Here is a 22419-nt window from a genome sequence, read left to right as displayed (position 1 = left end):
GGCGGGTGGGCGGCGAACCGGGGAATCCCGGGCCGCCGAGTCGGGGCACGCTAGCCGTGGCAACGACCGCGCCACAACGGAATTACGGCGGCACGCGGGCATCCGTCGCTGCGGCGCATGGGGCACCGGCGGCTGTGACGCGCGGCGGCGCCGGGGCGGCGATCCTGCCGCTGCCGCCCCGGCGCCGCCGGTGTCGTCGCGCCGTGTTCCGCTGCCCTTGCCCGACGTCGCCTCAGCGTCGGGCCTTGGCGCGGTCCAGTGCCACGACGCCCAGTGCCGCGAGTCCTATCTGGATGAGCCACTCGACCCAGTCGACGCCGTCGGTGTCGGCCACGCCGATCCCCGCGGCGATCGCGGATCCGATGAGCGCGGCGACGATGCCGACGAGAATCGTCAGCAGGATGCCGATGCGCTGCCGGCCCGGGACGACCAGCCGTCCCAGGACACCGATCACAATGCCGATGATGATGGCACTGATGATGCCGTCGATCTCCATCTGCTCTCCGCCCCTTCGTCGTGACCCCCGCAGCATGCGAGTGCCCTTCGAACGCGAGTGCACTCCGTTTCGGTTTCAGGTTCTTCACGAACCGCCCGTACGCGCGGCACATCGCACCGCCCGCCGGATCGCTGTGGCCGGGTCGCCCGCGTGGTACGGCCGCTCCGACGGCTCGATGCCGTCCAGGAACTCCTGGTAGCGCACGGCGTACGTCAGATGCGCCAGGGGTTCGGCGAGCGCGAGCGCACGCGCGGGGTCGCTCACGGGCATGTGGGACCGCCAGGCGTCCACCCAGGTGCGGACGGCCGTCGCCCGCACGGCGTCGGGGAGATAGTCGTGCAGGCGCAGACAGTCCAGGACCGGATTGCCCCAGTGGGCGTCGGCGAAGTCCACGACGACGGGCGGGCCGCCGTCGCCGCGCCAGTTGCCGGGATGGAAGTCGGCGTGCACCAGCGTGTCGGGCAGTCCGCACGCGGCGAGCAGGTCCCAGCGGTCCGTCAACTCCCGTGCGGTGTCCCGTTCCCGCGCGCTGATCTCCAGGGGGACGGTGCCGTCCAGGAGGCGGCGCGCGAGAGCGGCGAGCGTCGCGTCGCGCCGGTCCCGCAGTCCGTGCGGCCGTCTGTCGGCCAGTGCGGCCTGGGCGGCGACGAAGCGGCGTACCCCGGCCTCGACGGTGCGGGCATCGGCGTTCCAGCAGTCCTCGCCGGGGATGTGCTCCAGCAGGACGCGCCCTTCGGCGGCGCCGAGCACGGTGGGGACGAGCCCCGGGGCGACCTCGGCGAACGCGGCGATGACGGTCGCCTCGTCGGAGGCGAAACCAGGGGTGGCCTTGAGCCAGACCGGGCCGCGTCCGGTGGGCAGCCGGAACAGCCCCGCCAGGTTCCAGGTCCTCCGCTGCTCGACCGGCCCCGTCACCGGCCGCCCCTGGTCGGACAGTGTCCGCCGGGCCCAGTCGAGCAACTCCCGCAGCCCGTCGGCCCGTGCCCACGGCGACCGGAGGGGCTCGTCGCCGCTCCACAGCGCCCGGTCCACCTGCCGCTGCTCCAGCGCGCCGGGCCTCGGCGGCGCGGACGCCTCGACGTGGTAGGTCACATGGCCGTCCCGCCCGCCCTCGCCCCCGACGACGGAGAGGAGACGCAGGACCAGCACGGGCACCTGTAGGGCCCGCTCCAGATGCCGGACGACCTGCTCGACCTCGGCCCACCAGGGGACATCGACGGGCAAGGGGCCGGTGACCCCGAGGAAGTTGCCACCCGAGGTGACCCATGCGCTGACGGTTCGACTCACGGGCGCCAGTGTGCGGGCGCGGGTGGGCCCCCGGCGAGCGAATATCGGCCGGAGAGCAGCACGTTCGCAGGCCCCCGTTCGCGGGCACGCCCACGCGTGACACCCTCACGCGTGCCACCCCCGCACGTGGCTCCCACGCGGGTCCCCCTACGGCGACGGCCGACCCGCCGGGGCGGATCGGCCGTCAGTACCCCTCGCGGGTCTTCTGTTCTACATCGGCGGAGTACGGGAGGCGCGGGAGCCGCCCTTCGCCGATGCTCCGGCGCACAGCATTCCGAGGGCCAGAGCGAGGGCGCCGATGATGATGTTGTTGACCACGACACCGGCGTCGGGGCTGTCGCCCACGATCCACGGCGCGATGATCATCCAGACTCCGAGGGCGCACATGGCCCAGCTCAGTCCGTACATCCTCTCCGGCGCTGCGGTGAAGCCGAGGGCCAGCAGACCGATCGCGATGCCCACGATCAGGTTGTGGGGCACCAGCGAGGGCTGGCTCGTCGTGTAGTGGAGTATCCACGGGGAAACGGCGCAGTACAGACCGAGCAGGAACACCGGTCCGTCGACGAGCGCCACATCGCGACCACCGAGCATGCGGTCGTACCGGGCCCGCATTTCGGTTACGTCAGGGTGGCTGGTGATGTCACTCCTGTGTGAGACGTTGGCCATGACTCGACTCCTTTGAACTCGGCAGCCTGACCGCGTCCGACGGGGTGTGCGGAAAGGGCCGCGTACGCTCATTCTGCTCTTATTTCTCCTTTATGTGTAGATGTCGTAGAGCGGAGAGGCGCGATCGGGCGGTGTGAGGGGCGGGGGAGGGGAACCGTCCCCGGGGATCGCCGACCGTTCCCCGGGGACGGACCCGGTCGGGAGTGTCGACCGGGCGCGGCGGGCGGCCGTTCGACCCTGCCCAGCCCGTACTTCCGGTGTGGAGAGTGGTTCGGATGCAGCACTATGCGGGCGAGCTGGACCGATCCGCATCGTTCATGTAGCGAATGAGGATGGTCGGGTGCAGGTCACATGCGGTCGCTCTCGGTCAGGCGTCCGTGCAGGCGTCGTAGCCCGCGCCGGGTGTGGCTCTTGACCGTGCCCAGGGGCAGGCCCGTGCGTTCCGCGATCTGCGTCTGGGTGAGGTCCTCGTAGAAGGCCAGGTGGAGGACCCGCCGCTGCGGCGCGGGCAGTCGGGCCAGCTCGGAGCGGATCAGTACGCGGTCGAGTGCCGCCTCGGAGTCCTCGCCGCGGCCCGGACTGCCCCCGGCGAGCGCCTGCGCGGTGCCCGCGGAGGCCGCCAGGTCCGCCCTGCGGGTCCGCGCGGAGAGGGCGTCGGCGATCCTGCGCCGGGTGATGCCCACGATCCAGGTGCCGACCGCGCCCCGGTCCGGCCGGTACCCGTGCCGTCCGCGCCACACCCCGAGGAACACCTGCTGGGTGACGTCCTCCGCCTCCGCTGTGTCGCCGAGACTCCGCCGGGCGAGCGCGTGCACCAGCGCCGACCAGCGTTCGTACGCCACCGCCAGGCATGTCTCGTCGCCCGCCGCCAGGCCCCGAGCCACTTCGTCGTCGGCGGCGGCGGGCGGCGCGCCCGTGCGGACAGGGCTCATGAGGACGGCTCCTCGCGTAGGCGTGGGGAATGCGGTGGGAATGCGTGGGGAATGCCGTCATCGTGCGAGGCGGGACAGATCGGCCTCAACTCGCATCGCTTCTGCATCGTATAGTCGTCGTATGGGTCTGTTCAGGGACGAAACCCCCGTCGACGCGGGGCTCACCACCGGGGCAGTGGCGCGGAGACTGGGCGTGTCGCCCACGACCCTGCGCTCCTGGGACCGGCGCTACGGCATCGGACCCGCCGTCCGCCCCGACGGGCGGCACCGGCGCTGGACCCCGCAGGACGTCGCGATGGTCGAGACGATGTGCCGCCTGACCTCAGCCGGGGTGCCGACCGCGGAGGCGGCGCGCGCGGCGCAGAAGGGCACGGGAGAAGGAGCCCCCGACGACTGGGAGGACGACGGAGACCTCGGTGTGGCCGAGGGCGGTGGACCGGCGCCCGCCCCCGCACGGCCGCGGTCCTCGGCACCCACCGCCTCGGCCGCCGGGGCCGCCGATCCCACCGCCGCCGATGTGCGCCAGGAGTGCCGGGGGCTCGCCCGGGCCGCCGTACGGCTTGACGCGCCGGCCGTCGAGGAGCGGCTCGCCGGGGTCGTCGAGCGGTACGGCGTCACGGTCGCCTGGCAGGAGGTGCTGGTGCCGACGCTGCACGCGGTGGGCCGCAAGTGGGAGTCGTCCGGGGACCGCTACGTCGAGGTCGAGCACCTGCTCTCGTGGCACGTCTCCACGGTCCTGCGCCGCTGCGCCGCACCCGCCGGATCCCGTCACGAGACCGCGGCCCCCGGTCCGGTGGTCCTCGCCTGCGTCCCCGGCGAGCAGCACACCCTTCCGCTGGAGGCCCTCAACGCCGCCTTGAGTCAACTCGGCCTGCCCAGCCGTATGTTCGGGGCCGCCGTGCCCGCCGAGGCCCTGGTCGCGGCGGTCGACCGGCTGGGGCCGACCGCCGTCGTCCTCTGGGCGCAGGCCCGCTCCACGGCGAGCGTGCCCCTGGCCCGTCATGTCGCCGCCGCGCGCTGGGGCGTGAAGGGCGCCCGCCGCCGCCCCGTCGTCGTGCTCGGCGGCCCCGGCTGGCACGGACGCCCCTCGGAGGGCATGGTCCGCCCGTCGGCGCTCGGCGAGGCGGTGGACATGCTCACCGACCTGTACGGCCGGGTTTCCTGAGCCGCCGGGCACCCGCGACGCCCCCGGTCTTCCCTGCCGTCCATGCCGTCCATGCCGTCCATGTCGTGCGGGAGTTACGGCGTTCCCGTGCGCCCGCGCAGGAAGCGCTCCCGGCCTTCGGCGAGGTCGACGATCGGGTCGGGGTAGTCCAGCGCGGCGCGGTCCAGGCCCTGGAGCTTCCACGGCTCGTGCACGGCCGGTCCGGCCACGTCCGCCAACTCCGGTACCCAGCGCCGTACATAGGCCCCGTCCGGGTCGTACCGCTTGGCCTGGGTGACCGGGTTGAGGATCCGGTTGGGGCGGGTGTCGGTGCCGGTCCCGGCCATCCACTGCCAGTTGAGCTGGTTGTTGGCCATGTCGCCGTCGACCAGGAGATCCAGGAAGTGCCGGGCGCCGACCCGCCAGTCGACGTACAGGGTCTTGGTGAGGAAGCTCGCGACGAGGAGGCGGCCCCGGTTGTGCATCCAGCCCTCGTGGAGGAGCTGACGCATGGCCGCGTCCACCACGGGGTAGCCGGTGCGGCCCTCCCGCCAGGCCCGGACCTCCTCCGGCGCGGACCGCCAGTCGTCGTGCTTGGCGCGGTAGTCCGCGGTGGCCGCCGCCGGCCGGGCGGCCAGCACCTGACGGTGGAAGTCCCGCCACGCCAGCTGCCGTACGAACGCCTCCGCGCCCGGACCGCCCACCCGGCGTGCCCGGTGGACCAGCTCGACGGGGGAGAGGGCGCCGAAGTGCAGATGGGGCGAGAGCCGCGAGGTCGCGTCGCCCGCCAGGTCGTCGTGGCGGTCGTCGTACGTGGCGATGCCCGACCGCAGCCAGTCCGCGAACCGCGCGCGGCCCTCCGTCTCGCCGCCCGCCGCCAGCCCCGGCGACAGCCCCGACAGCCCGTCACGCGCCGGGAGTTCCTCCGAGCCGATCCCGTCCGGCACCCGCACGGTGCGCGGCGCGGCCAGCGGGTCGCGCAGCCGCTGCCGCGACCAGTGGCCGAAGTACGGCGTGAAGACCGCGAAGTGGTCCGAGGAGGCGGGCGACACCGCGCCGGGGTCCACCGCGCCCACCACCGTGTCGTGCACGTGCAGGCGTACGCCCTCCGCCTCCAGGGCGCGCCGCAGCCGCTCCTCGCGCCGCCGCGCGTACCCGCTGACGTCGGCCGCCACATGCACCTCGTCGGCTTCCGCCTCGGTGGCCACCTTGCAGACCTCCCGCACCACGTCCCCGGAGCGCACCACGAGCCGGCCGCCTCGCTCCCGCAGCCCCGAGTCGAGATCGCTGAGGCAGTCGGCGAGGAACGCCAGCCGGTTGGGCACCGCGAACCCGGCCTCCGCCACGGCCCGGTCCCGCACGAACAGCGGGACCACCTCGCGCGCACCGTCGAGGGCGGCGCGCAGCGGCGGATGGTCGTGCAGCCGCAGGTCGGAGGTGAACAGGACGACCGAGACGTTCATGGGGGGCTCCGGTGGCGAGAAGACGGATCACCTGCTGCTTCCGGGAAGCGGCCTCCGACGGATGCGCCGAGCGTGTGCCGTGACCGGGGTCCTCCGGCTCGCTCGCCCCGGCGCGCGTCACGGGGCGCGTCACCGTGCGGGGGCCCGCTCCCGCGCGCGGGCGGCCGCGTCGGACACCGCGGCCCGCGCGATGTTGCGGGCCATGCCGCCGAACACGACGGAGTGGAAGGGGGCCACGCTCCACCAGTAGGCGTGACCGAGCAGCCCGTGCGGATGGAACAGGGCGCGCTGGCGGAAGACCGTGCGGCCGGCGTCGTCCGTGTCCGCGTACATCTCCAGCCACGCCAGACCCGGCAGCCGCATCTCCGCCCGCAGTCGCAGCAGCCGCCCCCGTTCGATCTCCTCCACCCGCCAGAAGTCGAGCGAGTCGCCCACCCGCAGCCGGGTGGCGTCCCGGCGGCCCCGGCGCAGGCCCACCCCGCCCGCCAGCCGGTCCAGCCAGCCCCGTACGGCCCAGGCGAGCGGGAAGGAGTACCAGCCGTTGTCGCCGCCGATGCCCTCGATGACCCGCCACAGGGACGCGCACGGGGCGTCCACACACAGTTCGCGCCGGTCCGTGTAGAGGCTGCCGCCCGCCCAGTCGGGGTCGGTGGGCAGCGGATCGCTGGGCGCTCCGGGCAGGGAGGCGGACGACCAGCGGGTGGTCACCCGTGCCTCGCGCACCCGCCGCAGGGCGAGCCGCACCGCCTCGTCGAAGCCGACCGGATGGCCGGGCGGATCCGGCACGTACCGCGCGATGTCGTGCTCGTGGCACACCACCTCGTGCCGCAGCGACTCGGTGAGCGGCCGGGCGATGGAGGCGGGCACGGGCGTGACCAGTCCGACCCAGTGGCTCGACAGACCGGGGGTGAGCATCGGCACGGACAGGATGAGCCGGGGCGGCAGCCCGGCGACGGCCGCGTAGCGGATCATCATCTCGCGGTACGTCAGGACGTCCGGGCCGCCGATGTCGAAGGCCCGGCTGACGTCGTCCGGCAACCGGGCGCAGCCCACGAGGGCGCGCAGCACGTCCCGGACGGCGACGGGCTGGATCCGGGTGTGCACCCAACTCGGCGTCACCATCACCGGGAGCCGCTCGGTGAGGTAGCGCAGCATCTCGAAGGAGGCCGACCCCGAGCCGATGACGACCGCCGCCCGCAGCACGGCCGTGGGCACACCGCAGTCCAGCAGAATCCGCCCGACCTCGGCGCGGGAGCGCAGGTGCGGCGACAGCTCCTCCTCGGGCACGCCGTACGGGGTGAGACCGCCGAGGTAGACGAGCCGGCCCACGCCCGCGGCGCGCGCCTGCTCCCCGAAGATCCTCGCGGCCCGCCGGTCCGTCTCCTCGAAGTCGTCGCCCGTGCCCAGGGCGTGCACCAGGTAGTAGCCGACGTCGACCCCGCGCATCGCCCGTGCCACGGACTCCGCGTCGGTCACGTCGCCGCGGACCACCTCGACCGCCTCCGCCCACGGGTGGTCGCGCAGCCGCTCCGGGGAGCGGGCCAGACAGCGCACCCGCAGGCCCGCCTCCAGCAGTTCCGGTACGAGCCGGCCGCCGATGTATCCCGTCGCACCGGTCACCAGGCACAGCGGGCCGGCGCCGCGCTCAGCTTCTCCCGTCATGGATCCCTCGGTCCTCCGCGTCTGCGTTCCCCCGGTCATCATTTCCCCCACGGAGCCGGTCCCGGATGCACCGGCGGCCCGGCGCCCCGCGATCGAGTGATCGGTACGGCGACTACCCTTGCCGCGTGGCCACAGTGAACGACCCGCGACGGGGGACGGGGGACGGGGAGCAGGGTCCCGCCGCGGCGGCGACCGATCTGCAAGCCTTCGCCGTCGCCCTGCGCCGGATGAACGGCGAGATCAACCGGCTCGTGCACGCGTTCGCGGGTGACCACGGGCTGCACGCGACGGACGTCCAGGCGCTCGCGGCGATCCTCGACGCGGACGCGCCCATGACACCCAAACGCCTGCGCGAACACCTCGGACTGACCTCCGGGGCCGTCACCGCCTGCGTGGACCGGCTGGAGCGCGCCGGACACGTACGCCGTGTCCGGGAGAGCGCGGACCGCCGGGTGGTCCACCTGTACTACGCGGCCGACGCCCGTTCGGCCGCCCGCACCTACTTCCGGCCCCTGGCGGAGGCCACCGAGGCCGCCCGTTCCCGCTTCACCGGTGAGGAACTGGCCGTCGTCCTGCGGTTCCTCGCGGCGATGAACGAGGAACTGGGCACGGGCGCCGACCGCCACCGCTGATCGTGCGGCGGGTGCGTCCCAAGGGCGTGATCGTGCGGCGGGTGCATCCGAAGACCGGGTGACCGCGGAAGAGCAGGCACCGTCTATGATCGCCGCCGTCAACAAGTTCAATCATTGAGATTGTTTTTCGTTGAGTCATCTCCCTCCCGCCTGGAGCACCATGTCCACCACCCCCCGACGCGCCCGCCGGCTCGTCCCCCTCCTACTGATCGCCGTCTGGCTCGTAGTCGGAGGCGTCCTCGGCCCCTACGCCGGGCGCCTCGGCGAGGTCGCCACCAACGACCAGGCCGCGTTCCTGCCGCGCAGCGCCGAGTCCACGGAGGTCATAGCCGCGCAGCGGGCCTTCCGCCAGGAGGAGACGCTCCCGGTGATCGTCGTGTGGACGGGGGAGGACATGCCCGAGCGGCAAGCCTCCGCCGACCGTGCCCTCGCCTCCCTCGCCGACGGCCCCGGCCTGGCCGGACCGGTCTCGCCCGCCCTGCTCTCCGACGACCGGCAAGCCCTCCAGGGCGTGGTCCCGCTCCGGCCCGACCTGGGCGACGACCTGGCCGGCACCCTCGACCGGATCCGGGCCGCCGCCGAACGCGTCCCCGGCACCACCGTGCAACTGGCGGGGCCCGCGGCCAGTCAGGCGGACCTGGCGGACGCCTTCGCCGGTATCGACGGCCTGCTGCTCGCCGTCGCGCTGGTCACCGTGCTGGTGATCCTTCTGCTCGTCTACCGCAGCGTCCTGCTGCCACTGCTGATCATCCTCGGCGCCGTGTTCGCCCTCGGTCTCGCCTGCGCCGTCGTGTACGCCCTCGCCGACCGGGGAGTCGTCCGCGTCGACGGACAGGTCCAGGGCATCCTCTCCATCCTCGTCATCGGCGCGGCCACCGACTACGCCCTCCTCCTCACCGCCCGTTTCCGCGAGGAACTCGCCGCACGGACCGACCGCTTCACCGCGATGCGCGAGGCCCTCCGGCAGTCCTGGGGCGCGATCGTGGCGAGCGCCGCGACCGTCGCGCTGGGCCTGCTCGCCCTGCTGCTCAGCGACCTCACCAACAACCGGGCGCTCGGACCCGTCGGCGCCATCGGCATCGGCTGCGCCGTCCTCGCCACGCTCACGTTCCTGCCCGCCGTCCTCGTCGCACTGGGCCGCGCCGCCTACTGGCCCGCCAAGCCCGCTGCCCGGCCCGCGTCCGCGTCGACCGGCGAGGGCGTGTGGCGACGCGTCGCCGCCCTCGTCGACCGGGCACCGCGCCGGGTCTGGGCGGTGACCCTGGCCGCCCTGCTCGTCGGGGCCGCCTTCGCGCCGACGCTCACCTCCAAGGGGGTCCCGCTCGACGAGACCTTCGTCAACGACGCCCCGTCCGTCGTCGCCCAGCAGACGCTCGGCGACCACTTCCCCGGCGGCTCGGGCAACCCCGCCGTGGTCATCGCCGACGCCGACCGCCTGGACCGGGTGCTCGCCGCGGCCCGCGACACCGACGGGGTCGCCTCGGCGACCGCCGTCAGCGGCTCCGGGCGACCCGGCGGCGAGCCCCGGGTCGTCGACGGCCGCGTCCGGGTCGACGTCACCCTCACCGCCGCGGCGGACAGCGACGCCGCGAAGGACACCGTGGCGCGGCTGCGCACCGGGCTGCACGCCGTACCCGGCGCGGACGCCCTCGTCGGCGGCTACACCGCCCAGCAGTACGACACCCTGCGCACCGCCGAACGCGACCGCACCCTGATCGTCCCGGTCGTCCTCGCGGTCATCCTCCTCATCCTGGTCGGGCTGCTGCGTTCGCTGCTGCTGCCGGTGCTTCTGGTCGCCACGGTGGCCCTGAACTTCGTGGCCACGCTGGGCGTCTCCGCGCTCGTGTTCCAGCACGTGTTCGGGTTCACCGGCACCGATCCGTCCGTGCCCCTCTACGGCTTCGTGTTCCTGGTCGCCCTGGGCGTCGACTACAACATCTTCCTGATGTCCCGGGTCCGCGAGGAGTCCCTGCGGCACGGCGTGCGCGAGGGCGTGCTGCGCGGGCTGGTCACCACCGGCGGCGTCATCACCTCCGCGGGCGTCGTACTCGCCGCGACCTTCGCCGCGCTGGGTGTCATCCCGCTGGCCTTCCTCGCCCAGATCGCCTTCATCGTCGCCTTCGGCGTCCTCCTCGACACCCTCGTGGTGCGCTCGCTGCTGGTGCCGGCCCTGGTCCGGGACATCGGGGAACGCGCCTGGTGGCCGAGCCGCATGAGCCGCGGCACGACCGTGACCGACGGCGACTGAGGCGACCGGGGGCCCCTCGGGGTCATGGTTCGGTCCGTGCGCCCAGCTCCCGTGCCCGGCACACCAACGCCTCGTGCAGCTCCCGGGCCGCCCGCGGCGCCGACCCCGCACGGCGCCGCCGGAGCATCAGCAGCACCCGGGTCTTGTCGTCCGCGACCGGCCGGTGGGTGAGCACCCCACGCCTCGCCCGTACCCACACCCTGCATGACCCGGCCCGCTGGAAGGTCCAGCACATCGGCCGCTACGTGCTGAGTGGCACCGGCCCCCACCCCACGGCCGGCTCTGAGCGGCATCCTCGACGACCTGTTCACGGACGCCACCTCGTCGGCGGCGGCCACGGCACCCCCGCCACCGAGTCCGGCCGGGACCGTCGGGCCGGCGACGCGTGGTGCCGGGACCGGCCGCCGACCGTCGCCTACCTGAGCCAGATCACCCGCGCCGCCGAGGACCTCGGCTTCGACGGCGAGCTGACCCGCCTGCCGGCCCCGTCCGCAGGGCCGGCCGCGCCGCCGGCCCTGGTGCCCTTCGCGAGCTGAGGGGACGTCGCGTCGTCGTCAGGGGCGGTGCTCCCAGTGGCGGTCGGTCCGGGTCAGTTCGCGGAAGCCCGCCGAGGTCAGCCGGTCGATCGCCGCCCGGTCGGCCGCCGCCTCGCAGGCCAGCAGACGGTCCACGCCGCACAGGCGCAGCCAGTCGGCGGCCTGCCCGAGAAGCCAGTGCTCCAGACCGTCCACGTGCGCCGAGGGGGCGATGCTCAGATTGCCGATGTCGGCGAGGCCGGAGCCGCGGGTGCGACGCTCAGGGCGGAACAGGGCCGTGTCCACCTCGATGAAGCCGATCGCGTGACCGGCGGCGTGCGCCGTGAGGCGGGTGCCGCACTCGCCCAGCGTGCGGTCGACCGTGATGCCCCGCCTCGGCTCGGCGGAAGGCAGGTCGCCGACGCGGGCGATGAGGACGACCTCGGTGTCGCCCACATGCCGGAAGCCCGCACGTGCGTAGACGGCGCGGACGTGCGGCCAGGCCCGTGGCACCCCGTACACGGCCGGGGCGGGAAGCCCCCCGTCCGCGTATCGGGCGCGCACGCCCCATCGGGCCAGCTGCGCCAGGCAGGCGCTCATCAGCAGGTCCGCCGCCTCCTCGGTGTCCGGCAGGAAGGACGCCGGCACCCGGCCGACGAACCAGCCGATCTCGCCGACGTCCCGGTAGTGCGGGCCGACCTCGTCGTCCGCGCGGTAGCGCAGCAGATGGGCGGCGGCCACGATGTGGTCGCGCCGCTCGGCGACGAGGGTGACCCGCTCGCTCACCCAGGGGTCGGTGAGGAATTCCTCCGGGCGGCGCTCCAGATCGCTGAGCACCGTGTTCACGGAGACGGACACACCGGGGACGACGGCGGCGACATGCGTGTTGATCAGGTCGGTGAGCTGGTCACGGTCGGCGCGGCGGAACGGGCGCACCTGTGGCGCGGGCATGGGGGACCCCCGGTCGGAGAAGGTGTCGGAAGCCCGCCATGCGATGCGGTACGGGGTCGAGCGTACGGCGGCGGGGCGTCCGTCTCCAGGGGGCCGTGGACATCACGGTGCGACGCCCGCCCGGGTGAACGTCAGATGGGTGACGCCGCTGGGCGAGGACACGGACTCGATCGTGTAGTCCTCCTCCACGCCCTCCAGCCCGTCCCAGAGCCGGACGCCCCGGCCGAGCAGGAGCGGCACCACCACGACGTGCAGATGGTCGATGAGCCGGGCGGCGAGGAAGTCGCGGACCACGGTGGGTCCTCCGCCGATCCGGACGTCCTGGCCGCCCGCGGCCTCACGGGCCCGCTCCAGCGCTTCGGCGGGTGAGGCGTCGAGGAAGTGGAACGTCGTGCCACCCTCCATGGCGAGCGACGGGCGCGGGTGACGGGTGAGGACGAAGGCCGGTGTGTGGAACGGCGGGTTGGGTCCCCACCATCCCTTCCACTCGGGGTCGTCGTGCCATCCGGGGTAGCCGAACTTTCCCGCGCCCATGATCTCCGCGCCGATGCCGGGCGCGAACCGCCGCGCGAAGGTGTCGTCGAGCCCGCCCTGCCCACCGGACCCGCCGGTCAGCTCGTGCCACCACCGGGTGGCGAACATCCACTGGTGCAACCTCTCACCGGCGTGGCCGAAGGGCGCCTCACGGCTCAGGCCCTCACCGGTGCCGTAACCGTCGAGCGAGATGGAGAAGTTGTGGACGCGGGCGAGGGACATGGCCGGCGCCCTCCTTTCCGCTTGCCGTTCGAGCCGCGTCGGACCGACGCGGTGATGGAACGATGATGGCCCCTCGGGACGCGTCGCCCCCTCAGTACGCGGCCGACAGTGCCCCCAGATGGGCCCGGCGCACCTCCGCCGTCTGCCCCTGCACCAGCAGGAACATCGCCTCACGCGCGAGACGTTGCGCCCGGTTGTCCAGGTCCAGGGCGCGCCCGCCGCCGGTGACGAGCGCGGCGGTCGTCGCCGTCCGCATCAGATCGAACGCCTTCGTCTTGAGCGCCAACCGCTCCTCCATGTGCTCGTGCGGCGCGGGATGGTCCGCGAGGGCGTAGGCCTGCCGCCGTACCTTGTCCAGCCGCAGTCGCAGCCCCTTCGTCGTGGGGTCGTCCTGGTCCAGCAGCGACAGCGCCGACTCGGCGACGCCGAACACGGCCGGCGAGGCGTTCGCCGGTTTGGGCCGGTCGCCCGCCGCCCAGCTCTCGTACGGGGCGTGCAGGGCCACCGCCTCGTCGGGGATCCACAGCCCGTCGAGCCGGAGCGAGACCGTGCGGGCGGCGGTCAGTGCGGCCAGCCGCATCGGCGGCGACGCCTTCAACCCCGACTGCTGTCTGGCCTCCGCGAACGCGAACACCACCTCGTCCGCGTCCGTGACGCCGGCCAGCAGCATCACATCGTTCAGGCCCCACCCCGTGTACCAGGGAACCGTCCCGTGGAACCGCCAGCCGCCGCGCTTGGGCACGGCCCGGACCGGTACCTGCGGGTACCTCCGCAGATGCGCGTACGCCACCCCGGACAGCAGCTCGCCCGTCGCCAGCTTCGCCAACAGCCGCTCCTTGGCCGGGAGTTCGGTCTTGGTGAGGGTCAGTACGGGCGTGTAGTGCTGGGCCTGCACGAACCACGTCGCGCAGCACGCGCCCGCCAGGACCTCCGCGATCTCCCGCGCCACGGAGTTAGACGCCCCCGAACCGCCGTACGCCTGCGGCGCGTTCACCCCCAGCAGCCCCGACCTCTTGATCGCCTCGATGCTGCTCGCGGGCACCTGCTCCTGATCGACGCGCTCGGCCTGAGGCGCCAGCACTTCGGCGGCGAGACTGCGCGCCCGGACGACGAGAGGATGCGGTGACGTGGTCATGGGGCGATTCTCCCCGCCCCCGCACCGGAAGATCACCTTTTCGCGTCGCCGACGCGTCTTTGACTGGTCTACACCCTTGACTGGTACAGACCAACGCGGTTGAGTGTGCCACCACACCCCCCACCACGGCCGCCCCGCACCGTGGCCGGCTCCGCCGGCGCGGGCGCGCGAGGTCCGTCCCTGTCATGCCCTGCGGAGCCTCGCCCGGGTGTGGCCGTGCCCCACGAAGGAGTTGATCCCGTGTCGAGGCGCCGACTTTCCGCCCTGCTGACCGCGCTGGTCATCGGCGGTTCCACACCCCTGCTGCTGCCCGCCCAGAGCGCGAGCGCCGCTCCCTGCTCCAGCTACCCGAACTGGGTGGCGGGCCGCTCCTACGCCGCCGGTGACATCGTCCGCTACACCGACGGCCGTGCCTACGTGGCGGAGCATGCCAACCCGGGCTACGACCCCACCATCAGCACCTGGTACTGGGAGCCGTACGCCTGCGAGAACGGTCCCACCAACCCCTCCGGGTTCGTGGTGAGCGAGGCGCAGTTCAACCAGATGTTCCCGAACCGGAACTCGTTCTACTCGTACAGCGGGCTGCGGGCGGCCATGAGCGCGTTCCCGGCCTTCGCCACCACCGGCAGCGACACCGTCAAGAAGCAGGAGGCGGCGGCGTTCCTCGCCGACGTCAACCACGAGACGGGCGGGCTGGTCCACATCGTCGAGCAGAACACCGCCAACTACCCCACCTACTGCGACTGGAGCAGGCCCTACGGCTGTCCCGCCGGACAGTCGGCCTACTACGGCCGGGGCCCGATCCAGCTCAGCTGGAACTTCAACTACAAGGCGGCCGGGGACGCGTTGGGCCTCAACCTGCTGGGCAACCCCTGGCTGGTGCAGAACGACGCGGCCGTCGCCTGGAAGACCGCCCTGTGGTACTGGAACACCCAGACCGGCCCCGGCAGCATGACCGGCCACCAAGCGATGGTCACCGGAGCGGGCTTCGGCCACACCATCCGCAGCATCAACGGCTCGCTGGAGTGCGACGGCAAGAACCCGGCGCAGGTGCAGAGCCGGGTGAGCGCTTACCAGCGGTTCGTACAGATCCTCGGGACTTCGCCGGGCGGCAACCTGTACTGCTGACGGCGACCCCTCCGCCGTGATGTCATGCACCTGACTTTGACTCCGGGGTCCGGCCCGCGTCGCGGGCGGGCCCCGCTCCCGTCCCCGTTCCGACGAAGGGCACCCCCATGCCAAGCCCCCGTACCACCTCGCTCGCGGCCGCCGTGGCACTGGCCGCCGTTGTGGCCGCGCCCGCGCCCGCGGCCTCCGCCGCGGTTCCCGCTCCGGGCGCCTACTACGTGCAGAGCGCCGTCACCGGACTCAACGCGGCCGACAGCGGGGGAGCGGTGGAACAGCACCGGCCCAAGGGCAACGAGGACCGCCAGCAGTGGACGCTGCGGGCGAGCGGAGCCTCCTACGTGCTGGAGAGCGTGGACGCCGCGGGCAGTTGTCTCGGCCGCTCCGGCGACCAGGCCAGAACCGTCGCCTGCGCCAGTGGCGACGCGGCCTGGGACATCACCGACCTCGGCTCCGGCCGCCACCGGCTCAAGGTGCCCGGCGCCGAGCGCTACCTCACGGTCGGCGCCAAGCCCTCCGGCGCCAACCACCCCGCCCCGCTGGTCACCGGCGGCGCGGGCGACCTGGCCGCCTGGTACCTCACCCCGGTCAACCCCACCACCAACCCCATGCCGCCCGCCGGGCAGCGCACCCTGGACCAGGTCACGTTCCTCACCGCCCACAACGCCTACGCCAACGGCGTCGACGGCGGCTTCGCACCCCCCTTCGTCAACCTCGTCCCGAACCAGACACGCGGTATCAACCAGCAACTCGCCGACGGCGTACGCGGATTCATGCTGGACATCCACCAGACCCCCGACGGCGCGATCCTCTGCCACAACAGCTGCACCCTCGTCAGCCGGCCCGTCGCCCTCTGGGTCGACATCCAGCGCATGGTCGACTTCCTCAAGCAGAACCCCGACCAGTTCCTCACCGTGTTCCTGGAGGACTACGTCGACCCGGCCGTCCTGCGCTCCGAACTCGCCCGTGTCAACGGCCTGTCCGACGTGCTGTACCGGCCCGACCAGGCCGGCGTGCGCACCGGCGGCTGGCCGAGGATGGCCGATCTGATCGCTGCGAACGACCGCCTGCTCATCTTCACCGACCGCAGCCGCGCCTCCGACCAAGCCGCCGGACTGACCCGCGACACCTTCGGTGTCATGTACCAGAAGGAGTGGACCGTCGAGAACTACTGGTCCATGGGCGGCGGCATCGGCTCCTCCGACTGGTCCTGCTACAGCCGCTGGTACGACGCCAACACCAACATCCCGCTCACCCGCACCGAGTCCGCGTTCAAGCCGCTGTTCGTCATGAACCACTTCCGCGACGTCGGCATCACCGGCACCGCCACCAATGACAACGCGAAGCTGGCCGACCGTGCCCAGCGCTTCTGCCAGCCGGCCGCCCGCAAGAAGCCGAACTTCCTCGCGGTCGACCACTACAACCTGGGCAACGCGGCATCGGCGGTCACGACCCTGAACACGTACACCTATCCGTAGGGTGGGAGTACCTCGCCGGAAGACTCCTCCGGGGGGCTGGTGGTGACTCACCCGCACGGGATCGCGGCGCAAAGCGGCACCAAGCGGTTCATATAGGCTGCCTGTTCTGCCCTGTCGTTCGTCACCACTCGGGAGAGTCATCCGTGAGCGTAGCCACCGCCCACTCCGCGTCGGCCGTACCGCCCGCCGACGAGACGCCGGCGACCGGGGGAGCGCCGGCGCAGGAGGAGGGAATCTGGGTCGAGCCGGGCGCCACCGCCGACACCAACGCCGGTGTCCGGCTGGACGAGGCCGGCGGGGAGGGCCCCTCCGAGGCGTCCGCCGGCCAGGTACCGGCCCAGGTGTCGGGCGACGCGCCGACCCCGCCCGCCGTGGACGGCGACGCGACCGCCACCCCGGGCGCCACGATCCGCGCCGGGGATGCCGAGGGCGCCGACGGCCCGGAGGGTGCCGAGGGCGTCGTGGACGCCGCGGAGGTCGTGGACGAGCAAGTCGTCCGCGACGCACACGACTTCGGGGTGTACGCCCGCACCGGCGGCTGGGCGTTCGCCCTGAAGGTGGCGCGGAGCGTGCGGCCCGGCGGGGAACTGCCCGGGGAGACCGTGAAGGTGTCCGCGAAGCGGTTCGCGGAGCTGGCCGGGTGCTCGGCGGAGCGCGTCATGCGCTACTACAAGGCGTGGGACAAGGCGGCCGACGAAGGCATGGTCCCGCACTTCGAGGCGCTCGCCCCCGGCGCCGAGATCGACCTGCCCGACTCGGACGTCTGGCTGTCGTACTACAGCTCCCGCTCCAGTGCGACCTCCGACCGGGGCACCGCCATCACCGCGGCTGCCGAGGCCGAGGGCATCCGCCCCACCAAGGCCCTGGAGGTCGCCGAGAACCCCACAGCGCTGCGCGCCGCGATCCTCGCCGACCCCTCCACCGCCCAGGCGGCCCGCACCGCTCTCCTCGACCGGCTCAAGGAGGACCCGTCCCTCCAGACCGAACTCGCCCGTGACATCGCGCGCACGGAGGAGCTGAAGAAGGCCGTCGCCAGCGAGACCCAGGCCGCGACCCGCATCGGGTACGTCCGGCAGATCGTGGAGAACGGCCAGGTCAAGACCCCCGCCGGGCAGGTCATCGACGCCCCCGCCGAACTGCGCGCCGAGGCAGAGCGGCACCTGTCCCTCATCGACGAGCTGGACGACGACGAGGACACCGGCGAGTGGGCGACGGAGGCGTACGACACCGTCAAGGAGCTCGTCGTCCAGACCGTCGAGTCGAACCCCGAGCTGCGGGTCCAGGAACGCCGCACGAAGTTCTACAGCAGCCTCCAGAAGGCGACGAAGGTCTTCGAGGAGCTGACCCTCGACGACGCCATGGACCTCGACGCGATCTACGAGGACGACATGCTCCAGCGCCTGGAGGAACTCCAGGAGGCGCTCCACACCTGCATCGCCGCCCTCCGCAAGGCCTCCCCGGGCGACTGACCCGGAGTTCCCGCCGATGAGGCCCCCTGCGTCCGCGGGGGGCCTCCGTCGTGCACGCCAGTTGCCGTCCGGCAGGTGTTACGTATAACCTCCCGGGAACCCCGAGCGAACCTCGGTAGATCCCCGCACCGCCCCGCGCGTGAACCGCGCCCCACCCGAGAGGCCCTCCGATGAGACGCGTCGCCCTGGTCACCCTTGTGGTCGACGACCACGACGAGGCGATCCGCTTCTACACCGAGGCGCTCGGCTTCCGGCTCGTCGAGGACGCCCCGAGGCCCGACGGCGGCCGCTGGGTCGTCGTCGAGCCGGGCACCGGGGGCGCGGGCACCGGACTGCTGCTCGCCCGGGCCAAGGACGAGGCGCAGCGCGGCCGGATCGGCGACCAGACCGGCGGACGCGTGGGCTTCTTCCTCCACACCGACGACTTCGCCCGCGACCACGCCCGGATGCTGGCCTCGGGCGTCAGGTTCCTGGAGGACCCGCGCCACGAGCCGTACGGCTCCGTCGCCGTCTTCGAGGACCTGTACGGAAACCGCTGGGACCTCCTCCAGCCCGCTGACCGAGCCGGCGCCGACTGAGTCACTCCCGGCCGAGCCGTCCCGCCTCGGCCGCCACCGACCGAGCAGTCTCCGACCGAGCCGCCTGCCGGGCCGCCCCCCGGACCCGACCGGCGCTCCTGCCGCACACCCACCGCACCACCTGCCGAGGAACGAACGCCATGACCGCGCCCCGCATCGACGCCGACATCATCCGCCGCCTCCCCAAGGTCGTCCTGCACGACCACCTCGACGGCGGTCTGCGCCCCGCGAGCCTCGTCGAGCTCGCGGCGGAGGTCGGCCACACCCTCCCCGAGACCGACCCTGAGAGCCTCGCCGCCTGGTTCTACGAGGCCGCCAACTCCGGTGACCTGGTGCGGTACATAGCCACCTTCGAGCACACCCTCGCCGTGCTGCAGACCCGTGAGGGCCTGCTGCGCGCCGCCGAGGAGTACGTGCTCGACCTGGCTGCCGACGGCGTCGTCTACGGCGAGGTCCGCTACGCCCCCGAGCTGAACACCAGGGGCGGGCTGGCCCTCGCCGAGGTCGTCGAGACCGTGCAGGAGGGCCTCGCCGCCGGTATGGCCAAGGCGGCGGCCCAGGGCACCCCGGTCCGCGTGGGCACGCTGCTGTGCGGGATGCGGATGTTCGACCGGGTCCGCGAGGCCGCCGACCTGGCCGTCGCCTTCCGGGACGCCGGTGTCGTCGGCTTCGACATCGCGGGCGCCGAGGACGGCTTCCCGCCCGCCGACCACCTGGCCGCGTTCGAGCACCTGCGCCGCGAGAGCGTCCCCTTCACGATCCACGCCGGTGAGGCCCACGGCCTGCCCAGCATCCACCAGGCCCTGCAGGTGTGCGGCGCCCAGCGCATCGGCCACGGCGTCCGCATCACCGAGGACATCGTCGACGGCAAGCTCGGCCGCCTCGCCGCCTGGGTCCGGGACCGCCGAGTCGCCCTTGAGATGTGCCCCACCTCCAACCTCCAGACCGGCGCGGCCACCTCCATCGCGGAGCACCCCATCACCGCCCTGAAGGACCTCGGCTTCCGCGTCACCCTCAACACCGACAACCGTCTGGTTTCCGGGACGACCATGAGCCGGGAGATGGGCCTGCTCGTCGAGGAGGCCGGCTGGACCCTCGACGACCTGCGCACCGTCACCGTCAACGCCCTCAAGAGCGCGTTCATCCCGTTCGACGAGCGGAACGCCCTGATCCGTGACGTCGTGCTGCCGGGCTACGAGTCCGCGCGCTGAAGCAGACCCCGTACGTACGCGGCCTGGCCGGCATGCTGAAGATCGTCGGCCAGGACGCTCACCAGACGGACGCCCAGGCTGACCGGCGGATCCCAGCGCTCGTCCACGATGCGCCCGAGACTCCGGCCGGTCAGCCCGCGCACATATCCGAGGGTCTGGTCGTGCACGGCGTCGTAGTACCCGGTCAGCAGGTCGGCGGAGTCCACCCGCACCTTCCCGACCTGCGCCGCGCTGTGCCCGTAGCCCGTGTCGTGGCGCGGCAGACCCAGCCCGAAGCGCTTCTCCCAGCCCTGGGACAGCCAGACCTGGTCGAGTCCGGCGACATCGGCGACATGGTCGTCCTGGATCCGGGTGAGGTGCCACACCAGCCAGGCGACGGAGTTGGCGCCGGGGGCGGGGCGGGCGTGGAGGTCCTCGGCGGAGAGTCCGTCCACCGCGCCGTGGACCTCCTCCTTGATCCGGCCGAACGCGTCGATGAGAACGTCCTTCACATCCATACGTCCACCATCGGCCATCGGCGCCGCGCCCGCACCGCCCCCGTGGACCTGTCCGTCAGCTGCCGGAAGCGCCCTTCGTGCCGATGTGGAAGATCTTGTAACCGCGGGTCATGTCGACGACGAGCTTGGTCTTCCTGCCGTCGCCCCAGGTGAAGGTGATCCCGGCCTCCGTGTGGTTCGCGGTGCCGTTGTCGGTGACCTTCCATGACACGGGCACGTTCTGGGCGCGCAGGACGCCGTCCGCGTTGTTCTTCGCCTCCCAGGCCTTGAGCTGCTTGCGCAGATCGGCCGTCAGGTAGTACTTCCGCAGCTCCTCGGCGAGCTTGCCGCCGTTGCCCGGGCCGCTCTGCGCGTCGATGTAGGCGCCGTAGAAGTCGGCGATACGGGTCACCGCGTCGGACGGCTTGCCGCTGACGGTGCGCGGACCGCCGGCGGACGCCGTGGCCGTCATGCCGAGGCCGAGGGCCAGGGCGAGGCCGGCGGCCAGGGCGGTACGGCGGATGGTGCGCGTGCTGTTCATGTGATTCCCCGGTTTTCCAGTACTGCTGTCGTGTGATCGTGCGAGCGTGTGATCAGTGGTGCCGGTCGGCGGCGGTGGGCTCAGTGGAGCTTGTTCACGGCCGTGGTCGTCGTCTTCTTGAACGCCTTGACCGGCGCGCTCTTGAAGTCGCCCATCTGGGCCCAGTCGACGACGGTGACGGTCCTGCCGTCCCGGCCCACCGAGAGCAGCTGGACGTCCATCGCGCCCCAGGACGTACGGACGTGCAGCCCGTGGACGCGTGCGCCCTCCTCGACCGGCAGCGAGCCGTAGTCCCGGTACTGGGCCTTGAGGTCGGGATCGGCGTCGATGCGGGCCGCGCACTTCCGGTAGTCCTTGTTCAGCCGCGCGGCGAGAGCCTTGGCCTTGGCGGCGCTGCCGACGACGATGTTGAGCTGTCTGGCGCTGGTCTCCAGGTCGGTGCGGAAGACGCGGTGCCGGGCGTCGTAGGCCAGGAGTGCGTCGCCCAGGCAGTACTGGTACTCCTCGGGCACGCCGTCGGTGACCTTGCCGGCCCGCCAGGAGGACGACGGGTGGGGCGGAAGCTGGGACGCCGAGAGGAACTTCGGCGCGGCGCTCGCCTTCGCCGCGGGTGCCGGTGCGCCGGCCGGGGTTGCGCCGGTCGCGGGTGAGAGGGCCGCGGGTGAGAGGGCCGCGGGTGAGGCGGTCGCCGTGACCGTGGAGCCCGCTGCGAGGCATGCGGCGAGGAGTGCGGTGAGCGCGCCTGCTCGGGTGCGCTTGGGCATGGATGTCCCCCATGAACGAGTACGTGGATGTGTGGATGCCGCCGACGCCGGGTGGTCCGTCCGGCCCGGTCGGTGCGACACCAAGAGCATCAGCCGTCGCCGGACACGGACGCAACGATCTGGGACGCATCCACCGGGGTGGAACCATCCCAGCCCCTCTGACGTGCAGGTATATGGAGTCCTGGGATGCCGTCCCGGGGCGGGGAGGGCAGGGAGAGAAGTGTCGGCAGCACCGGAGGACGTCCAGGCATTCGCGGCGTGGCTCACCCGACTGAAGGAGGCCACGGACCGCAGTTACGGCCAGCTGGCCCGTCGGCTCCACATGAACACCTCCACGCTGCACCGCTACTGCGCCGGTGACACGGTCCCCACGGACTTCGCCCCCGTCGAGCGGTTCGCCGCGCTGTGCGGGGCGACGGCGGAGGAACGGGTGGAACTGCACCGTCTGTGGCTCCTGGCGGTCGCGGCCCGCCAGCGCGCGCGGACGGCGAGCGCGGGGGCCGCCGGGACCGGCGCCGGGGTCGGTGGCGGGGTCGATGGCGGTCAGGGGGCCGGGGTCGGGATCGGGGCTGAGGCAGCGGCAGAGGCGGAGACAAGGTCAGAGGCGGAGACAAGGTCAGAGACGGAGACAAGGGCAGAGACGGAAACAAGGTCAGAGGCGGAAACAAGGTCAGAGGCGGAGACAAGGACAGAGGCCGGGGCCGGTGTGGAGGCCGATGCCGTCCCTGAGCCGCACGTGGCGTCCGTGGCCGACTCCGACTTCGACTCCGACGAGGCCGAGTCCACGGTGTCCGGCGAAGTCTCGAAGGCCGCCACCCCCGCATCTCCTTCCCGCCGTCCCTGGCACCGTCGGCGGCGGGGGCGAGGATCCGCCGCCGACGGTGCCAGGG

General features: G+C 72.8%; 22 protein-coding genes and 1 pseudogene. 10 read left to right on the top strand and 13 right to left on the bottom strand.

The annotated features are described in order from the left end of the window. Positions 1-232: 232 nt before the first annotated feature. From AOK15_RS12765 to AOK15_RS12750, 4 genes are all read right to left on the bottom strand, one after another. Positions 233-496: a GlsB/YeaQ/YmgE family stress response membrane protein gene (locus AOK15_RS12765; protein ID WP_055516009.1), complete on the bottom strand. Its 264-nt coding sequence runs from the start codon at positions 494-496 to the stop codon at positions 233-235. An 84-nt stretch (positions 497-580) separates the two neighbouring features. Then, positions 581-1783: an aminoglycoside phosphotransferase family protein gene (locus AOK15_RS12760; RefSeq protein WP_055516007.1), complete on the bottom strand. Its 1203-nt coding sequence runs from the start codon at positions 1781-1783 to the stop codon at positions 581-583. Between the two features lie 210 nt (positions 1784-1993). Beyond that, entirely contained in the window at positions 1994-2449 is a 456-nt protein-coding gene (locus AOK15_RS12755; RefSeq protein ID WP_055516005.1) for an SPW repeat protein, read from the bottom strand. 347 nt (positions 2450-2796) lie between these two features. After that, entirely contained in the window at positions 2797-3381 is a 585-nt protein-coding gene (locus AOK15_RS12750) for a sigma-70 family RNA polymerase sigma factor (RefSeq protein ID WP_055516003.1), read from the bottom strand. A gap of 121 nt (positions 3382-3502) precedes the next feature. On the opposite strand from AOK15_RS12750, the gene AOK15_RS12745 reads away from it, so the two are divergent. Then, complete coding sequence (locus AOK15_RS12745) at positions 3503-4546, top strand: MerR family transcriptional regulator (RefSeq protein WP_055516001.1); 1044 nt, start codon at positions 3503-3505, stop codon at positions 4544-4546. 74 nt (positions 4547-4620) lie between these two features. Here the strand turns inward: AOK15_RS12745 and AOK15_RS12740 are convergent, their stop codons facing one another. Together AOK15_RS12740 and AOK15_RS12735 are read right to left on the bottom strand one after the other, a co-directional pair. After that, a complete protein-coding gene (locus AOK15_RS12740) occupies positions 4621-5988 on the bottom strand; it encodes a cryptochrome/photolyase family protein (RefSeq protein WP_055515999.1) in 1368 nt (455 codons plus the stop codon). 129 nt (positions 5989-6117) lie between these two features. Beyond that, entirely contained in the window at positions 6118-7650 is a 1533-nt protein-coding gene (locus AOK15_RS12735) for an SDR family oxidoreductase (RefSeq protein WP_055515997.1), read from the bottom strand. A gap of 134 nt (positions 7651-7784) precedes the next feature. On the opposite strand from AOK15_RS12735, the gene AOK15_RS12730 reads away from it, so the two are divergent. Then, positions 7785-8282, top strand: coding sequence for a MarR family winged helix-turn-helix transcriptional regulator (locus tag AOK15_RS12730; RefSeq protein WP_055515995.1), 498 nt, complete (start codon positions 7785-7787; stop codon positions 8280-8282). 160 nt (positions 8283-8442) lie between these two features. Further along, positions 8443-10530: an MMPL family transporter gene (locus tag AOK15_RS12725; RefSeq protein ID WP_055515994.1), complete on the top strand. Its 2088-nt coding sequence runs from the start codon at positions 8443-8445 to the stop codon at positions 10528-10530. 22 nt (positions 10531-10552) lie between these two features. On the opposite strand, the gene AOK15_RS43875 is transcribed toward AOK15_RS12725, so the two are convergent. Then, a complete protein-coding gene (locus tag AOK15_RS43875; RefSeq protein WP_185093855.1) occupies positions 10553-10705 on the bottom strand; it encodes a hypothetical protein in 153 nt (50 codons plus the stop codon). 73 nt (positions 10706-10778) lie between these two features. Between AOK15_RS43875 and AOK15_RS45595 the strand changes: the two are divergent. Continuing rightward, positions 10779-11003: pseudogene (locus tag AOK15_RS45595) on the top strand (hypothetical protein); the annotation flags it as partial. An 81-nt stretch (positions 11004-11084) separates the two neighbouring features. Here the strand turns inward: AOK15_RS45595 and AOK15_RS12715 are convergent. The 3 genes from AOK15_RS12715 to AOK15_RS12705 form a co-directional block, all read right to left on the bottom strand. Then, a complete protein-coding gene (locus AOK15_RS12715) occupies positions 11085-11996 on the bottom strand; it encodes a hypothetical protein (protein WP_055515989.1) in 912 nt (303 codons plus the stop codon). Positions 11997-12098: 102 nt separating this feature from the next. Next, a complete protein-coding gene (locus tag AOK15_RS12710; RefSeq protein ID WP_055515987.1) occupies positions 12099-12752 on the bottom strand; it encodes a dihydrofolate reductase family protein in 654 nt (217 codons plus the stop codon). A 91-nt stretch (positions 12753-12843) separates the two neighbouring features. Continuing rightward, entirely contained in the window at positions 12844-13887 is a 1044-nt protein-coding gene (locus tag AOK15_RS12705; protein WP_055515985.1) for an acyl-CoA dehydrogenase family protein, read from the bottom strand. 240 nt (positions 13888-14127) lie between these two features. On the opposite strand from AOK15_RS12705, the gene AOK15_RS12700 reads away from it, so the two are divergent. The 5 genes from AOK15_RS12700 to AOK15_RS12680 all read left to right on the top strand — a co-directional run bounded on the left by AOK15_RS12700 (position 14128) and on the right by AOK15_RS12680 (position 19748). Next, positions 14128-15015: a glycoside hydrolase family 19 protein gene (locus AOK15_RS12700; RefSeq protein ID WP_055515983.1), complete on the top strand. Its 888-nt coding sequence runs from the start codon at positions 14128-14130 to the stop codon at positions 15013-15015. 107 nt (positions 15016-15122) lie between these two features. Then, positions 15123-16490, top strand: a complete 1368-nt coding sequence (locus AOK15_RS12695; RefSeq protein ID WP_055515981.1) for a phosphoinositide-specific phospholipase C-related protein — start codon at positions 15123-15125, stop codon at positions 16488-16490. Positions 16491-16633: 143 nt separating this feature from the next. After that, the gene (locus AOK15_RS12690) at positions 16634-17959 is read left to right on the top strand and encodes a hypothetical protein (RefSeq protein WP_055515979.1); all 1326 of its coding nucleotides are present in this window, start codon (positions 16634-16636) and stop codon (positions 17957-17959) included. Positions 17960-18129: 170 nt separating this feature from the next. Then, the gene (locus AOK15_RS12685; RefSeq protein ID WP_055515977.1) at positions 18130-18537 is read left to right on the top strand and encodes a VOC family protein; all 408 of its coding nucleotides are present in this window, start codon (positions 18130-18132) and stop codon (positions 18535-18537) included. A gap of 140 nt (positions 18538-18677) precedes the next feature. Further along, on the top strand, positions 18678-19748 hold the full coding sequence (locus AOK15_RS12680; RefSeq protein WP_055515974.1) for an adenosine deaminase: 1071 nt from the start codon (positions 18678-18680) through the stop codon (positions 19746-19748). Here AOK15_RS12680 and AOK15_RS12675 read toward each other — a convergent pair. From AOK15_RS12675 to AOK15_RS12665, 3 genes are all read right to left on the bottom strand, one after another. Beyond that, positions 19730-20245, bottom strand: coding sequence for a mycothiol transferase (locus tag AOK15_RS12675; RefSeq protein ID WP_079058449.1), 516 nt, complete (start codon positions 20243-20245; stop codon positions 19730-19732). The two genes, AOK15_RS12680 and AOK15_RS12675, sit on opposite strands and share 19 nt — an antisense overlap. Before the next feature lie 55 nt (positions 20246-20300). Continuing rightward, positions 20301-20765 carry a hypothetical protein gene (locus tag AOK15_RS12670; RefSeq protein ID WP_055515969.1) on the bottom strand — a complete coding sequence of 155 codons (465 nt, stop codon included), beginning with the start codon at positions 20763-20765 and terminating at the stop codon, positions 20301-20303. A gap of 80 nt (positions 20766-20845) precedes the next feature. Further along, positions 20846-21529, bottom strand: coding sequence for a hypothetical protein (locus AOK15_RS12665; RefSeq protein WP_055515967.1), 684 nt, complete (start codon positions 21527-21529; stop codon positions 20846-20848). A 220-nt stretch (positions 21530-21749) separates the two neighbouring features. Between AOK15_RS12665 and AOK15_RS46720 the strand changes: the two genes are divergently transcribed. Then, on the top strand, positions 21750-22419 hold a 670-nt coding region (locus AOK15_RS46720), incomplete at its 3' end, for a helix-turn-helix domain-containing protein (RefSeq protein ID WP_240508403.1).

The sequence above is a fragment of the Streptomyces ossamyceticus genome (assembly GCF_001418475.1).
GTDB classification, from domain to species: domain Bacteria; phylum Actinomycetota; class Actinomycetes; order Streptomycetales; family Streptomycetaceae; genus Streptomyces; species Streptomyces ossamyceticus.
The sequence above is the reverse complement of the archived record's forward strand: the minus strand, read 5'-3'. Positions and strand labels throughout refer to the sequence as shown.

Coding starts and splice junctions, on each gene's coding strand:
- AOK15_RS12765 (WP_055516009.1), bottom strand. CDS start 496: ATGGAGATCGACGGCATCATCAGTGCCATCATCATCGGCATTGTGATC.
- AOK15_RS12755 (WP_055516005.1), bottom strand. CDS start 2,449: ATGGCCAACGTCTCACACAGGAGTGACATCACCAGCCACCCTGACGTA.
- AOK15_RS12750 (WP_055516003.1), bottom strand. CDS start 3,381: ATGAGCCCTGTCCGCACGGGCGCGCCGCCCGCCGCCGCCGACGACGAA.
- AOK15_RS12745 (WP_055516001.1), top strand. CDS start 3,503: ATGGGTCTGTTCAGGGACGAAACCCCCGTCGACGCGGGGCTCACCACC.
- AOK15_RS12740 (WP_055515999.1), bottom strand. CDS start 5,988: ATGAACGTCTCGGTCGTCCTGTTCACCTCCGACCTGCGGCTGCACGAC.
- AOK15_RS12735 (WP_055515997.1), bottom strand. CDS start 7,650: ATGACGGGAGAAGCTGAGCGCGGCGCCGGCCCGCTGTGCCTGGTGACC.
- AOK15_RS12725 (WP_055515994.1), top strand. CDS start 8,443: ATGTCCACCACCCCCCGACGCGCCCGCCGGCTCGTCCCCCTCCTACTG.
- AOK15_RS12715 (WP_055515989.1), bottom strand. CDS start 11,996: ATGCCCGCGCCACAGGTGCGCCCGTTCCGCCGCGCCGACCGTGACCAG.
- AOK15_RS12710 (WP_055515987.1), bottom strand. CDS start 12,752: ATGTCCCTCGCCCGCGTCCACAACTTCTCCATCTCGCTCGACGGTTAC.
- AOK15_RS12705 (WP_055515985.1), bottom strand. CDS start 13,887: ATGACCACGTCACCGCATCCTCTCGTCGTCCGGGCGCGCAGTCTCGCC.
- AOK15_RS12695 (WP_055515981.1), top strand. CDS start 15,123: ATGCCAAGCCCCCGTACCACCTCGCTCGCGGCCGCCGTGGCACTGGCC.
- AOK15_RS12685 (WP_055515977.1), top strand. CDS start 18,130: ATGAGACGCGTCGCCCTGGTCACCCTTGTGGTCGACGACCACGACGAG.
- AOK15_RS12680 (WP_055515974.1), top strand. CDS start 18,678: ATGACCGCGCCCCGCATCGACGCCGACATCATCCGCCGCCTCCCCAAG.
- AOK15_RS12675 (WP_079058449.1), bottom strand. CDS start 20,245: ATGGATGTGAAGGACGTTCTCATCGACGCGTTCGGCCGGATCAAGGAG.
- AOK15_RS12670 (WP_055515969.1), bottom strand. CDS start 20,765: ATGAACAGCACGCGCACCATCCGCCGTACCGCCCTGGCCGCCGGCCTC.
- AOK15_RS12665 (WP_055515967.1), bottom strand. CDS start 21,529: ATGCCCAAGCGCACCCGAGCAGGCGCGCTCACCGCACTCCTCGCCGCA.